Below are 14,884 nucleotides of genomic sequence, written 5' to 3' on the forward strand. Positions count from 1 at the left end.
AAGCGGCCTTTTCTAATTCGTCAAACCGGTTCAGGCGGCCAATGCGGCATCCTGCAAACCGATTTGTTCGGACGGGACGAAATTGCCATGCAGGCCGAAGCGCATCCGGATCGGAATATTGACGGTCGCCACGGGTCCCTTTTCGATGTCCAGCGCATCAAAGATCAGCAGATCAGAGCGATGCTCATCCAGCCGATTGCAGATCTGTACGATCCAGCCGTCACCCTCCGGTGCATCCGCATTGCGCGGAATGAAGCACGGTTCCTGCAGCGAGCTGACCGGGCCGCACCACCAATGCTGCTCCTTACCGGTTTCCAGATCCTTCAGGAACAGGCAGTTCATCAGCAATCCGCCGGCCGAACCGCCCTTCAGCTCGACAGGCCGCGACATGTCCATTTCCAGACCCCAACCATACCGGTTCTTCACCCCGGTGAAACGGTCATCGATCCGCGGGAATTCGGAAGCCGTATCTGTCAGCTGCTCGATTTCGGCGAATTCGTCACCATTGGAGGACATGTCCACCGTCCAGCGGGTGAGCTTGCTCATCGCTTCGAGGCCGTTGAAGGGCTCGCCATGCACATCCGGGAAGAAGGGGAACATATTGTTCTTCGCTTCCGGCATGACGATATGCACCTTGCTGCCTTCCTGCCAGGCGTTGAGCACATGGCTGGCGAAGCAATTGTCACGCTTGAACCAGCGAATGTCCTCCTGCGTCACATCATCGCGGCGCGGGATGATGCCGAGATAGACCGGCATGGTCGTATCAAATCCGAAATGCGGTTTGCCTTCTTTCAGCCGCTCCCAGCTGCCGATCGAAGGGACGATATGCAACACCAGATAATCCTCGGTAATGCCGAAATCGTGCATCATGCAGTAGTACGGAACCTTGAACATGAATTCACGGACCAGCTCGCCATCGGAATTGATCTCCATATAGGAGACATCATCCGTGCACAGGCCCGTCGCGGCATAGCCGATCGCCACCATATTGCCGGTTTTGGGGTCGATCTTGGGATGGGCGGTGAAGGTCTGGCTCTTCATGGCGCCGTCCCAGGTCTGGAAATCCTCGCTCTCCATCGTGACCGGATCCATGATCAGCGCGGGGCTGTCTTCCTTCATCGCCCATAATTTGCCGGCATAGACCCAGGCATTGGTATTGGCGGTGGAACGATACATTCCTTCGGTCGAAGGATCATCGGTCAGCGGGTTGCGATAAGCGCCAAACAGGCCCTTGCCCGCTTCACGTTCAGCTTTCCACTTCTGGGTGTGGGCCCAGCGTTGCTTGAAATCCACCTGCCCATCATGGATGTGGAAACGCGTAACCATTCCATCACCATTGAAAGCAATGTCGTCACCCAGTCTCGGTGGGAATTGCGGATCGGGCTGAACGCGGTAGAAAGCGCCATCGATTCCCTTCGGAATCTCGCCTTCATAAGCGAGATCGCGAATATCGGCTTCGATACGCGATGGTGTATTGAACCCCGTGAAATTAGGGGTATCCGGGAAATGTGCCATTTTATCCTCTCCTTGCTAACAATTGTATGCTCAACTAACCAATTCGCAAGGCTAAAGAGATTGATCTAAGTCAAATATAGCGGGGAGTAATTGGATTGGCCGAAGCGCCTGTTATTAGCAGTTTGCAGGATATTGTCGGGTTTCACATTCGCCTCGCGCATGGTGCGGTGAACCGCCATTTCACGGAAACTTTTTGCGATTTGGGAATGACACAGAAGCAGGTATCCGTACTTTGGCTGGTGTCCGACAATCCCGGCCTGTCGCAGATCGAGCTTGGCCGTGAACTGCAAATGGACCGGGCGACCACCATGACCATCGTCAACCGGATGCAGCAACGCAACTTCCTGCGGCGGGAACGCTCCGCCACCGATGGCCGCAAACAATCGCTGTTCCTGACCGATGAAGGGGCCAAAGCGCTGGCGCTCTCCAAATCGGCCGTCGCGCAGCATGAAGAATGGCTGCGCAGCCGGCTGAACCCGGAAGAAATCAAAAAATTGGTGGAAATGCTCGCCAAAATCCACGATTGAGGCCGCATTCTGGAGAGGGAATCACAATAATGGCTAGCAATCCCGCATTGTCGAATGATCCGCGCGTGGTGATTGATGAAAATCCCATGGCACTGCGGCAGTGGATTGTCGTGATCCTGATGGTCATGCTCAACGCGCTGGACGGCTTCGATGTGCTTTCCAGTGCATTTGCAGCGCCGGGCATATCCGCCGAATGGGGCATCGAACGCGCCGCACTGGGTGTCGTGCTGTCCGCCGAGCTGGTCGGCATGGGCTTCGGCTCGGTGCTACTGGGCGGCGCGGCCGATAAATTCGGCCGCAAGAGCACCATGCTGGTGTGCCTGTTGTTCATGGCAATCGGCATGTGGGCTGCTGGTCACGCCAATGCGGTGACGCCGCTGGTGATCTTCCGCTTCATCACCGGCATCGGCATCGGCGGCATGCTCGCCGCGACCAACGCGGTAACCGCCGAAAGCACCAACACCAAGTGGCGCAAGGCCGCGATCGCAATTTACGTGGCAGGCTACCCCTTGGGCGCAATCTTCGGCGGCATCGCCGCGTCGGAGTGGCTGCTCGACGCCTATGGCTGGCGCGGTGTGTTTGATTTCGGCGCTATCGTCACCGCTGCGCTGATCCCGGTTCTCTATATTCTGGTGCCCGAAACGGCAGCCTACAATGCGGGCAAGGGCAATCTCGCCGGCGTCAACAAGACGCTCGCTGCCTTCCGCAAGCCGCTACTCGACAAGCTGCCGGCGCTCGACCTTTCCGCGACGCGGCCCAAGGTCACCGACATCCTGTCGAACCCTCAACTGCGCCCGGTCACGCTGCTGCTGGCCTTCGGCTATATGTTCCACACCATCACCTTCTACTACATCCTCAAGTTCGCGGTGCAGATCGTGGCCGACTATCCGCCGGGCTATCCGCCTTCGCAAGCGGCTACCGTGCTCACCTATGCCAATGTCGGCGGGTTCTTCGGTTCGGCGCTGTTCGGCTTCGTGATGGCGCGCCTCGGCATCCGCTGGCCAACTGCTCTCATGCTGCTGCTCGGCTCAGTGGCCGTGGCCAGCTTCGGCCTGGGCCGCGATTCGCTCGATGCATGGCAATGGGCGACCGTCATCACCGGCTTCTTCACCAACGCCGCGATCTCGGGCTATTACGCCGCTTTCGCACGTGGCTTCCCCGCCTATGCCCGCGCCACCGGCACCGGCTTTGTGCTGGGGATCGGCCGGCTTGGGGCGGCGGGCAGCCCGCTCTTGGCAGGCGCCCTGTTCTCACTGCTGGGTAATTCGGAACTCCTCACCGTCTCGATCATCATGGCTATGGGCTCGGTGATCTCGCTGGTGCTGTTCCTGATGCTGCCCGAGCGTGACGGCGATGAAATGGTCAGTGCCGCCGACCTTCCCGCGGGCACCCCGCTCGACTGAATTCCTTAGGAGACCCTCATCATGAAAACGCGCGCAGCCGTCGCCTTTGAAGCCAACAAACCGCTGGAAATCGTCGAACTCGACCTTGAAGGGCCGAAGGCTGGCGAAGTGTTGATCGAGATTATGGCGACCGGGATTTGCCATACCGATGCCTACACGCTGGACGGCCATGATTCAGAAGGAATCTTTCCTTCTGTCCTCGGCCATGAAGGCGCCGGCATTGTGCGCGAAGTCGGTGCAGGCGTGACCAGCGTCACACCGGGCGACCACGTGATCCCGCTTTACACGCCGGAGTGCCGCCAGTGTAAATCCTGCCTTTCGGGCAAAACCAATCTGTGCACCGCAATCCGCGCGACACAGGGCAAGGGCCTGATGCCCGATGGCACAACCCGCTTTTCCTACAAGGGTCAGCCGATTTACCATTATATGGGCTGCTCCACCTTTTCGAACTTCACCGTATTGCCGGAAATCGCCGTGGCAAAAATCCGTGAAGATGCGCCCTTTGAAACCTCCTGCTATGTCGGCTGCGGCGTGACCACCGGCGTTGGCGCCGTGGTCAACACGGCCAAGGTGCAAGTGGGCGACAACGTCGTTGTTTTCGGTCTTGGCGGGATCGGCCTCAATGTTATCCAGGGTGCCCGCATGGCTGGCGCCGGCAAGATCATCGGCATCGATCTGAATAATGACCGTGAGGAATGGGGCCGCAAATTCGGCATGACCGACTTCCTCAACACCAAAGGCATGAGCCGCGACGACACGATCGCCAAGGTTCTGGAAATGACCGACGGCGGTGCAGATTATACCTTTGACTGTACCGGCAACACCGAAGTCATGCGTACCGCGCTGGAATGCTGCCACCGCGGCTGGGGCACATCGATCGTGATCGGCGTGGCCGAAGCGGGCAAGGAAATCTCCACCCGCCCCTTCCAGCTCGTCACCGGGCGCAATTGGCGCGGCACGGCATTCGGCGGGGCCAAGGGCCGCACCGATGTGCCCAAGATCGTCGACTGGTATATGGACGGCAAGATCGCCATTGATCCGATGATCACCCACACTTTCAAACTCGAAGACATCAATCAGGCTTTCGACCTGATGCATAAGGGCGAGAGCATCCGTTCCGTCGTCGTTTACTGATCTACTGAGTTTCGGAGAGAGAAAGCACCCCATGTTCCGTCATCTGGTCCTCGGCAGCAATGATATCGACGCCTCGCGCCGTTTTTACGACGCGGCCATGGGCGCTCTTGGCGTAGCTGCGGGGGAACAGGATGCACAGGGCCGGGTGATTTACCGGCATGAAGGCGCGCTGCTGATTATCGGTCGCCCGATCAACGGTGAAGCCGCCACCCATGCCAATGGCGGGACGGTGGGCTTCACCGCACCTTCGTCCGACGCAGTGGATGCATGGCACAGACTTGGGCTGGAAAATGGCGGGCAAGCCTGTGAAGGTGAGCCGAAAAGCCGTATTTCCCCCGCAACCGGGCTGGAGGTTCGTGTCGCCTATCTGCGCGATCCCGATGGCAACAAATTATGTGCCGTTTACGGCTGAATAGCCGGCACTCAAAAACACGCACGGTCTGAAAGGAAACTATAAGAATGTTCAATCATCTTTACATCGGCTCCAACAACATGGATGCCTCACGCAAGTTTTACGGCGCTATTTTCAGCGCATTGGGCCGCGAAACGGCCATCGACCTGCCCAATGGCGGCATCGCCTACCCCGGCGAAGGCGGCACCTTCATCGTCGCACCGCCAGCCGATGGCGAAGCCGCACCGGCCTATAACGGTTTCACTCTGGGCCTTCAGGCCGCAGATTATGCGACCGTCGAGGCCTTCTACAAGGCTGGTCTGGAAAATGGCGGCAAGGATGCCGGTGAACCCGGTTTCCGTGAAAACTCGCCCGGCAATATGTATGGTGCCTATCTGTATGACCCCTGCGGCCAGAAACTGTGCGCCTATGCGCCGAATGTTGGCCCCAGGGACTGACAGCCACCCAAGGCATCATCAGCACCCAGCGTGATTACGGGAAGAGAAGAATGACGATAGAGACACTCAGCGAGAACAAGAGCTTCGGCGGCATCCAGGGTGTCTATAAACATACATCGTCAGAAACCGGCACCGACATGACCTTTGCGGTCTATGTGCCGGACTGCAAGGCGGGCACGAAAATGCCCGTTCTGTGGTATCTTTCCGGCCTTACCTGCACCCATGCCAATGTCATGGAGAAGGGTGAATATCGCCGCTTTTGTGCTGAACATGGCATTATCTTCGTCGCGCCGGATACGTCCCCGCGCGGCGAAGATGTGCCCGATGACGACGCCTATGATTTCGGCAAGGGGGCGGGTTTCTATCTCGACGCCACGCAGGAACCCTGGGCGACAAATTACCGTATGCGCTCCTATATCGAGAGCGAATTGCCTGACGTGATCGCGGCGAACTTCCCCGTCGATATGGATCGTCAGGGGATCATGGGCCATTCCATGGGCGGGCATGGCGCACTAACGATTGCACTGCGCAATCCGGGGCGCTTCCGTTCGGTCAGCGCCTTTGCACCGATCGCCAGCCCGATGAATTGCCCCTGGGGTGACAAGGGTCTGCCGCGTTATCTGGGCGACGACAAGCAGCTCTGGCGGGAATATGACGCGGTTGCACTGATCGAAGATGGCGCCCGTCTGCCCGATCTGCTGGTCGATCAGGGCCGCGCCGATAATTTCCTGGAAGAGCAGCTCAAGACCCCGCTGCTGGATCAGGCCTGCAGCAAGGCAGGCATTCCGGCAACGATCCGGCTACAGGATGGGTATGACCATTCCTATTTCTTCATTTCCACCTTTATGGGCGACCACATCGCCTGGGCCGCGGAGAGGCTGAATACGTGAGTAAAGAACAGCGCCTTGGAGAGATCATTGCCGAGCATCATGGCCGCGAAGGGCCGCTGATGCCGATCCTGCATGATGTGCAGGCCGAATTCGGCTGCGTCGATGCCGAAAGCGAAGCGATCATCGCCAAGGGCCTCAATCTCTCGCGCGCCGATGTGCACGGTGTGGTCAGCTTCTATCACGATTTTCATACCGCAGCCGATCAGCGTCCCGAGGTGCAGATCTGCCGCGCCGAAGCCTGCAAGGCACGCGGCGTCGAGGCCCTGATGACGGATGCGGAGGCGGCCGCTGGCGAGCGCGTGAAGCTTTCCACCGTCTATTGCCTCGGCCTGTGTTCGGTCGGCCCCAATGCGCGGATCGGCGACGATCTCCACGCCCGGCTCGATTCCACCCGCCTTACCAAACTGATTGAATCCGCATGACACTGGTCAAGATATCCGATGACGCCCTCGCCCGCGCCTGCGGCGCCGATGCGCTGGCCGCCGCCTTTGAAAAGAAGGGCTGCGAAGTCCACCGCGTATCGAGCTGGGGCATGCAATGGCTCGAACCGCTGGTCGAGATTGACGGCAAGGGCTTCGGCCCGGCTACCGCTGACGATGTGGACGCCATCCTCGACGGGTCGAGCGATCTTGCGATCGGCGCGATCGAAGATCATCCCTTCATCGCCAGTCAGCAGCGCCTGACCTTTGCCCGCGCGGGCAAGACACGCCCCACCAGCCTGGAAGATTACGCGGCAACCGGCGGGTGGAGCGGATTGAAACGCGCCCGAGAAATCGGCGCAGAGCAGATTGTCGAAGAAGTTCTGCATTCCGGCCTGCGTGGACGCGGCGGTGCAGGCTTTCCCGCCGGGATCAAATGGCGCACCGTTGCCCAGACACCTGGCGCACAGAAATATATCGTTGCCAATGCCGATGAAGGCGACAGCGCGACCTTTGCCGACCGCATGGTGATGGAGGGTGATCCCTATGCCCTGATCGAAGGCATGGCGATTGCCGGTAAGGCCGTGGGCGCAAGCCAGGGCTATGTCTATCTGCGCAGCGAATATCCCGATGCCATCGCCAAGATGAACCGCGCGCTGGAGCTTTGCGCGGATATTATCGCGCCCTTCAAATGCGAAGTGCGCGTCGGTGCCGGGGCCTATGTCTGCGGGGAGGAAACCTCCCTGCTCAACAGCCTCGAAGGCAAGCGCGGCGAAGTGCGTGCCAAGCCGCCCCTGCCCGCGATCGAGGGGCTGTTCGGCCGCCCGACCGTGGTGAACAATATTCTGACCCTTGCCGCCGTGCCCCATATTCTGGGCGAAGGCGGGGCGAATGATTATGAAGCGCTGGGCATGGGCCGATCAAAGGGCACCATGCCGATCCAGCTCGCCGGCAATATCAAGCATGGCGGGCTGTATGAAACCGCCTTCGGCATCACGCTGGGCGAACTAATCAACGATATTGGCGGCGGCACCGCATCGGGCCGCCCGGTCAAGGCCGTGCAGGTTGGCGGCCCGCTGGGCGCTTATCTCCACCCTGATCAATTCGACATCAAGTTCGATTATGAGGAATACACCGCCAGCGAAGCGCTGATCGGGCATGGCGGCATCACCGTCTTCGACGACACGGCCGATATGGGCGGGATGGCCCGTTTCGCGATGGAATTCTGCGCGGCGGAAAGCTGCGGCAAATGCACCCCCTGCCGCATCGGTTCGGTGCGCGGCGTGGAAATCATCGACCGTATGCGCGAAGGTCGCAGCCGCGGCACGCTGGAACGCCAGCCGCAAATGCACAACACGCCGAAACAGGACCGCTCGGCCGAGGATGAAGTCGTCCTGCTGGCCGATCTGTGCGACGTGATGAAGTCCTCCTCGCTCTGCGCATTGGGCGGTTTCACTCCCTATCCGGTGGTGAGCGCGATGCGGTATTGGCCCGAGGATTTCAGCGACGATCCCGAAAGCGTGACCCGCGCGCTGGAACGGATCGGCACATAATGCGGAAACACGCATGATATTGGGGGTAGTCCTTGCCGGGGGTGAGAGCTCCCGTTTTGGCAGCGATAAGGCGCTGGCCGAACTCGGTGGGCATTCGCTGCTCATCCGGGCAGTCGACGCGCTTTCGCTCTGGTGCGAAATGGTGGTGATTGCCGGGCGCGAAACTGGCCCTGCCCCCTGCATTCCCGATTGGCCGCGGCCGCATATGGGGCCACTAGGCGGTATCGCCGCCGGTCTGCGTCATGCGCTGGATATGGATTATCATTCGATCCTGACCTGCGGCGTGGATTCGGTCAGCCTGCCCGATAATCTGCCCGATCTGCTGTCCCCGGCCCCGGCCTTTCTGGAAAGCCAGCCGGTGATCGGCCATTGGCCGGTCAGTGCCGCAACGGCAGTGGAAGACATTCTTGAAGGCACCGGCAAACATTCCATGAGGGCCTTCGCCGAAACAATCGGCGCAACCCCCGTGAAATCCACGCATAAAACTGCTAATATCAACACGCAGGCGGATCTGACCGCCGCGGAGAATAATTATGGGTTATGAGAGGCAGAAGGACTTCGGCACGCCGGCAGTCCGTTCGGAAAGTCAGGTAACGCTGACGATTGATGGCCGCGCGGTGACCGTGCCCGAGGGTACGACGGTGATGCGCGCCGCTTCCGAAAGCGGTGGGTCCATCCCCAAACTCTGTGCAACGGATAATCTGAAGCAATTCGGGTCCTGCCGCCTCTGCCTGGTCGAGATCGAGGGCGCACGCGGAACCCCCGCCAGCTGCACCACCCCGGTTGCCGAAGGTATGGTGGTCAAAACCCAGACACCGCGCCTCGAAAAACTTCGCAAGGGCGTGATGGAGCTCTATATCTCCGATCACCCGCTCGATTGCCTTACCTGTTCCGCCAATAATGATTGCGAGCTGCAGGATCAGGCCGCAGCCGTGGGCCTGCGCGATGTGCGCTATGGGTATGAAGGCGCGAACCATCTGGCCGAGCCGACCGACCATTCAAACCCCTATTTCGATTTCGACCCCAGCAAGTGCATTGTCTGTTCGCGCTGCGTGCGCGCCTGCGATGAAGTGCAGGGCACTTTCGCACTGACCGTGGATGGCCGCGGCTTTGCCTCCGAAATCAGTGCGGGCCAGACTCTCGACAATTTCATGTCCAGCGAATGCGTCAGCTGCGGTGCGTGTGTGCAAGCCTGCCCCACCGCCACTTTGCAGGAAAAGAAAGTCAAGGAAGTCGGCAAGCCGGAACGCTCCGTCGTCACCACTTGCGCCTATTGCGGCGTGGGCTGCACCTTCCGCGCGGAAATGCGCGGCGAACAACTGGTCCGCATGGTGCCCTATAAGGATGGCAAGGCCAATCGCGGCCATAGCTGCGTGAAAGGGCGCTTCGCCTGGGGCTATGCCAACCATCAGGACCGGATCACGTCGCCAATGATCCGCGACAGCATCGACCAGCCCTGGCGTGAAGTCAGCTGGGACGAAGCGCTCACCTATGCTGCGGACCGACTGAAGACGATCAAGGCGAAACATGGTGCCCGTGCGCTGGGCGGCATCACCTCCAGCCGCTGCACCAATGAAGAAACCTTTTTGGTGCAAAAACTGATCCGCGGTGGCTTCGGCTCCAACAATGTCGATACCTGCGCGCGTGTCTGCCATTCACCGACCGGCTACGGTCTGAAAACCACCTTCGGTACATCTGCGGGCACGCAGGATTTCGATTCGGTCGAACATTCTGACGTCATTCTGGTCATCGGCGCCAACCCGACCGACGGCCATCCCGTATTCGGCAGCCGCATGAAGCAGCGCCTGCGTCAGGGTGCAAAGCTGATCGTGATCGATCCGCGCCGGATCGACCTCGTCAAATCGCCGCATATCGAAGCCGCCCATCATCTGCCGCTGCAGCCGGGTACCAATGTCGCCCTGCTGACCGCAATCGCCCATGTGATCGTGACCGAAGGTCTGGCGCATGAAGACTTTATTCGCGAACGCTGCGACTGGGACGAATATCAGGACTGGGCGCGCTTCGTCTCGGACGAAAAACACAGCCCTGAAGTTCTGGAAGGCGTAACCCGCGTGCCTGCGCAGAGCGTACGCGAAGCGGCCCGTCTCTTCGCCACCGGCGGCAATGGCGCGATCTATTACGGTCTGGGCGTAACCGAGCACAGTCAGGGTTCCTCCACCGTCATGGCGATTGCCAATCTGGCGATGGTAACCGGCAATATTGGCCGCGATGGCGTGGGCGTGAACCCGCTGCGGGGACAGAACAACGTGCAGGGCGCCTGCGACATGGGCAGCTTCCCGCATGAACTGCCCGGCTATCGCCATATTTCAGACGCCGAAACGCGCGCCCTGTTTGAACAGGATTGGGGCGTCACGCTTGATGCCGAACCCGGCCTGCGGATCAACAATATGCTGGATGCCGCCGTCGATGGCGAATTCCGCGCGATCTATATTCAGGGCGAGGATATTCTTCAGTCCGACCCCAACACCAAACACGTCGCAGCCGGACTGGAGGCGATGGAATGCGTGATCGTTCACGACCTTTTCCTGAACGAAACGGCCAATTACGCGCATATCTTCCTGCCCGGTTCGACCTTTCTTGAAAAGGACGGCACCTTCACCAATGCCGAACGCCGCATTCAGCCGGTGCGCAAGGTGATGGAACCGGCCAATGGCATGTCCGACTGGGAAGTGACGCAGGCGCTGGCCAACGCGCTCGATCTGAATTGGAACTACACACATCCGAGTGAAATTCTGGACGAAATCGCCCGCCTGACGCCCAGCTTTGCCGGTGTTTCCTGGGAGCGCCTCGAACGCGAAGACTCGCTGCAATGGCCGGTGAATGAACAATATCCCGACGGCGCGCCGGTAATGCATGTCGATGGCTTCGTCCGCGGCAAGGGCAAATTCGTGGTCACCGAATATGTGCCCACCGATGAAAAGACCGGTCCGCGCTTCCCCTTGCTGCTCACCACCGGTCGTATCCTCAGCCAGTATAATGTCGGCGCACAGACACGGCGGACTGAGAATGTGCAGTGGCATGAGGAAGACCTGCTGGAAATGCACCCCTCTGATGCCGATAATCGTGGCTTGAAGGATGGCGACTGGACCAAACTGACCAGCCGCACGGGAGAGACCACCTTGCGCCTTAAAGTCACCGACCGCGTGGCACCGGGCGTGGTTTATACGACCTTCCACCACCCCGCGACGCAGGCGAATGTGGTCACCACCGACTTCTCCGACTGGGCGACCAATTGCCCGGAATATAAGGTAACGGCGGTGCAGGTGATGCCTTCCAATGGCCCCTCCGACTGGCAGGAAGGCTATGTCGACCTGACCGAACGCGCCCGCCGGATCGAAGGCGAGATGGAGCCAGCCGAATGAGCGGGAGCACAATCGAGACCTTGCGCCGCATGGCCGACCAGATCGCGCGCAATTTCGAAGTGATGGGACATACCGATGCGGTTGAGGCGACTGCCGACCATATCAATATGTTCTGGGACCCGCGGATGAAGCAGCAGATATTTGCTGATGATCGTGACGCGCTGTCTCCCATTGCCCGTGCAGCGATTGATGAACTGGCTGAAGGCGTGGAACCTGCCCATCAGACGCGGGCGACTGTGTTCAACAGCGCCCATGAGGCAGGCCATTCCGACGCCGGCTGACCTGCGCGAAATCCAGCGCGACGGCACCTTCGTTTCCGTGAAGCGGGAGTGGGTGCCTGAAGTGCCGGTCGCGCTGGAATTCAACGGGCTTTCCTATGCCGTCATGATGGCATCTCCGCGTGATCTCGACGATTTCGCACGGGGTTTCGCACTCAATGAAGGACTGGCGCAGGCGCCCGGAGACATCACCGAGATTGCCGTGACCGAGGTCGACAAGGGCTGGATTGTGCGCGCTTCGCTTGCCGGGCTCGGGATCGAAAAGCTGACCGAGCGTGTCCGTACCCGCGTAGCCGAATCGAGCTGCGGCCTGTGCGGGATCGAAAATCTCGAAGCCCTGTCAGCCCCGCTTCCCCCTGTCATGCCGCATTCTGCCCTGCCCGCAGACGCCATATTCAAAGCTCTCGGCCAGTTGCGCGATTTCCAGCCACTTGGCCAGGCCACCCGCGCGGCCCATGCGGCTGCCTTCGCCGATCGCCGGGGCAATATCCTTCATGCGCGGGAGGATGTCGGACGGCACAATGCGCTAGACAAGCTCGTGGGCGCGCTGGCGATAGAGGGACAGAATCCAGCAAACGGCTTCATCCTGTCGAGCGCGCGTTGTTCCTATGAAATTGTCGAAAAAGCCGTGCGTGCTGGTGCGACACGGCTCGTCACCATTTCGCTGCCCACATCCATGGCAGTGGAGCGCGCGAAACAAGCAGGGCTCAGCCTGTGGTCTCTCGCACGCGATGACAGTGTCTTATGGGTGCATGACGGATCGCAGTAACGCCAGATTTCACATCCTCGCGCTTGCGTTGAATACTGCATTCAGCCCCGGCAAGGCGCGCCATAAGAAAGGCAGCTTCGCTGCACAAAGCAGGCTGTCAATTGGCGTAAGGGGAAGCTATGCGCGTGGATCATGACTTCGACACGCCCCGAAATGAAGCCCTGGATCGAAAAGATCCACGCCTATGTCCCCGGCAAATCCAAATCCGGCTCTGGCAACAAGCTGATCAAGCTGTCCGCCAATGAGAACCCGCTGGGCTGCAGCCCTAAAGCGCTGGAGGCCCGGAGCCACGCAAACACACCAGCTTGTTACCCGGACCCGGACAGCACCGCTCTGCGCGAAGCCATCGCCCAGACGCATGGGCTGGATGAAAGCCGCATCGTCTGCGGCACCGGCTCGGGTGAACTGCTGACAATTTCGGCCAGCGCCTTTGCCGGTCCGGGCGATGAAGTTCTGTTCGTCCGCTATGGTTTCTCGCTGTATGAGATCGCAGCAAGGCGCTGCGGAGCAGAGCCGGTGGAAGCGCCCGATGCAGATTTTGGCTGTGATGTCGATGCGCTGCTCGGTTGTGTGACGGAGCGTACCGCGCTGGTTTTCCTCGCCAATCCCAACAATCCCACGGGAAGCTATCTGCCCCGTGAAGAACTGGCGCGGCTTCATGCAGGTCTGCCCAGGAATGTCCTGCTGGTGCTGGATCAGGCCTATTCCGAATATGTTGCGCCCGAGCTCGACGATGGCAGTCTGGACCTGGCCGCAGCCCATGAAAACGTGCTGGTCACACGGACTTTTTCCAAGATTCACGGTCTTGCTGCTGATCGGATCGGATGGGGCACCGGCGCACCGCATCTGATCGCGGCGCTCAACCGCATTCGCGGCCCCTTCAACGTCAATGCGACCGGGCAGGCTGCCGCCGAAGCCGCCATTCGTGACCGCGATTTCGTAACCGCGACGCGCGAACATAACAGCGCCGAACGCGCCCGCTTTACCGAAGCCATGGCTCAACTGGGCAATTACGGCATCCGCCCACTGCCCAGTCAGGCCAATTTCGTACTGGTCCTGTTTGAAGGCGCACTGAGCGCTGCGGCGGCACAGGATGCCCTGGCCGAACGCGGCTATGCCGTGCGCCATTTGCCCGGCCAGGGCCTGCCGCAAGCACTACGCATCACCATCGGATCGAGCGAGCAGATGGCCGATGTCACCGCATGTCTGCGTGAACAGGCAAAGGCTGCGTCATGAGTTTTCAGCATGTCGCCATTATCGGGCTGGGCCTGCTGGGCGGTTCAATCGGGCTGGCCGTGCAGAAGCATCTCCCTGGCGTAACCACCACGGGCTATGACCGCGATGCAGATGTCCGCCTTCGCGCGCGGGAACGGGGCCTCGCCAGCCATATCGCCGACACGCCGGAACAAGCGGTGGCGGATGCTGATCTGGTGATCCTCTGCGTGCCTGTCGGGACAATGGGTGCCGCCGCCGCTGCTATCAGTGGTGGTTTGCGGCCGGATGCGGTGGTGAGCGATGTCGGCTCCTCCAAAGCCGCCATTACCAAGGCCCTGTCCGAAGCGCTGCCCGACCACACGATTATTCCGGCCCACCCGGTGGCGGGTACGGAAAATAGCGGCCCCGATGCCGGCTTTGCCACGCTGTTCCATCAGCGCTGGTGCATTATAACTCCGCCCACTGGCGCGGATACGCACAAGCTCGATAGGCTGGTCGATTTCTGGGAAAGTCTGGGCGCGATGGTGGAAACCATGGACCCGGAACATCACGACCGCGTGCTGGCCGTGACCAGCCATATTCCCCATCTGATCGCCTATACCATCGTCGGGACCGCGTCTGATCTGGAAGAAGTGACCCGCAGCGAAGTCATCAAATATTCTGCTGGCGGCTTCCGCGATTTCACCCGCATCGCCGCGAGTGACCCGACCATGTGGCGCGACGTTTTCCTGAATAATCGCGAGGCCGTGCTGGAAATGCTCGACAGTTTCCTGACTGATCTGGCCCATATGCGCGAAAGCATCATCGCCAGCGATGGGGAGAGCATGTTCGATCTCTTCACCCGTACCCGTGCCATCCGCCGGTCTATCGTCGCATTGGGGCAGGACGATGCCCGACCCGATTTTGGTCGCGGCGATCATCAATAAATGCGGCTTGTGTGTGCAGGTCG

Annotated in this window: 15 protein-coding genes; 14 read left to right on the forward strand and 1 reads right to left on the reverse strand. The window is 60.1% G+C overall.

The annotated features are described in order from the left end of the window. Positions 1–30: 30 nt before the first annotated feature. A complete protein-coding gene (locus tag GRI91_RS05405) occupies positions 31–1,515 on the reverse strand; it encodes a lignostilbene-alpha,beta-dioxygenase (RefSeq protein ID WP_160735610.1) in 1,485 nt (494 codons plus the stop codon). A 95-nt stretch (positions 1,516–1,610) separates the two neighbouring features. On the opposite strand from GRI91_RS05405, the gene GRI91_RS05410 reads away from it, so the two are divergent. From GRI91_RS05410 to GRI91_RS05475, 14 genes are all read left to right on the forward strand, one after another. After that, the gene (locus GRI91_RS05410; RefSeq protein WP_202385468.1) at positions 1,611–2,042 is read left to right on the forward strand and encodes a Saro_0803 family transcriptional regulator; all 432 of its coding nucleotides are present in this window, start codon (positions 1,611–1,613) and stop codon (positions 2,040–2,042) included. Between the two features lie 29 nt (positions 2,043–2,071). Beyond that, positions 2,072–3,445, forward strand: a complete 1,374-nt coding sequence (locus GRI91_RS05415) for an MFS transporter (RefSeq protein WP_160735611.1) — start codon at positions 2,072–2,074, stop codon at positions 3,443–3,445. A gap of 21 nt (positions 3,446–3,466) precedes the next feature. After that, positions 3,467–4,579 (forward strand): S-(hydroxymethyl)glutathione dehydrogenase/class III alcohol dehydrogenase, encoded by a 1,113-nt coding sequence (locus tag GRI91_RS05420; RefSeq protein WP_160735612.1) that lies wholly within the window; start codon positions 3,467–3,469, stop codon positions 4,577–4,579. Between the two features lie 31 nt (positions 4,580–4,610). Beyond that, positions 4,611–4,991: a VOC family protein gene (locus tag GRI91_RS05425; protein WP_160735613.1), complete on the forward strand. Its 381-nt coding sequence runs from the start codon at positions 4,611–4,613 to the stop codon at positions 4,989–4,991. Positions 4,992–5,038: 47 nt separating this feature from the next. Continuing rightward, complete coding sequence (locus GRI91_RS05430; protein WP_160735614.1) at positions 5,039–5,428, forward strand: VOC family protein; 390 nt, start codon at positions 5,039–5,041, stop codon at positions 5,426–5,428. A 50-nt stretch (positions 5,429–5,478) separates the two neighbouring features. Next, entirely contained in the window at positions 5,479–6,318 is an 840-nt protein-coding gene (gene fghA, locus GRI91_RS05435) for an S-formylglutathione hydrolase (protein ID WP_160735615.1), read from the forward strand. Beyond that, a complete protein-coding gene (locus GRI91_RS05440) occupies positions 6,315–6,740 on the forward strand; it encodes an NAD(P)H-dependent oxidoreductase subunit E (RefSeq protein ID WP_160735616.1) in 426 nt (141 codons plus the stop codon). Before fghA ends, GRI91_RS05440 begins: the two co-directional genes overlap by 4 nt. Continuing rightward, positions 6,737–8,290, forward strand: a complete 1,554-nt coding sequence (locus tag GRI91_RS05445; protein ID WP_160735617.1) for an NADH-ubiquinone oxidoreductase-F iron-sulfur binding region domain-containing protein — start codon at positions 6,737–6,739, stop codon at positions 8,288–8,290. Before GRI91_RS05440 ends, GRI91_RS05445 begins: the two co-directional genes overlap by 4 nt. Positions 8,291–8,303: 13 nt before the next feature. Beyond that, complete coding sequence (gene mobA, locus GRI91_RS05450; RefSeq protein WP_160735618.1) at positions 8,304–8,834, forward strand: molybdenum cofactor guanylyltransferase; 531 nt, start codon at positions 8,304–8,306, stop codon at positions 8,832–8,834. Further along, on the forward strand, positions 8,824–11,673 hold the full coding sequence (gene fdhF, locus GRI91_RS05455) for a formate dehydrogenase subunit alpha (RefSeq protein WP_160735619.1): 2,850 nt from the start codon (positions 8,824–8,826) through the stop codon (positions 11,671–11,673). The genes mobA and fdhF overlap by 11 nt, the downstream gene beginning before the upstream one ends. Further along, entirely contained in the window at positions 11,670–11,954 is a 285-nt protein-coding gene (locus tag GRI91_RS05460) for a formate dehydrogenase subunit delta (RefSeq protein ID WP_160735620.1), read from the forward strand. Before fdhF ends, GRI91_RS05460 begins: the two co-directional genes overlap by 4 nt. Further along, complete coding sequence (gene fdhD / locus GRI91_RS05465; RefSeq protein ID WP_160735621.1) at positions 11,926–12,720, forward strand: formate dehydrogenase accessory sulfurtransferase FdhD; 795 nt, start codon at positions 11,926–11,928, stop codon at positions 12,718–12,720. Before GRI91_RS05460 ends, fdhD begins: the two co-directional genes overlap by 29 nt. Positions 12,721–12,852: 132 nt before the next feature. Next, the gene (hisC, locus tag GRI91_RS05470) at positions 12,853–13,956 is read left to right on the forward strand and encodes a histidinol-phosphate transaminase (protein ID WP_160735622.1); all 1,104 of its coding nucleotides are present in this window, start codon (positions 12,853–12,855) and stop codon (positions 13,954–13,956) included. Beyond that, positions 13,953–14,861 carry a prephenate/arogenate dehydrogenase family protein gene (locus GRI91_RS05475; protein WP_160735623.1) on the forward strand — a complete coding sequence of 303 codons (909 nt, stop codon included), beginning with the start codon at positions 13,953–13,955 and terminating at the stop codon, positions 14,859–14,861. Before hisC ends, GRI91_RS05475 begins: the two co-directional genes overlap by 4 nt. Positions 14,862–14,884: the final 23 nt, after the last annotated feature.

Origin of the sequence: Altericroceibacterium endophyticum (assembly GCF_009827595.1) — a bacterium.
Classification (GTDB): Bacteria; Pseudomonadota; Alphaproteobacteria; order Sphingomonadales; family Sphingomonadaceae; genus Altericroceibacterium; species Altericroceibacterium endophyticum.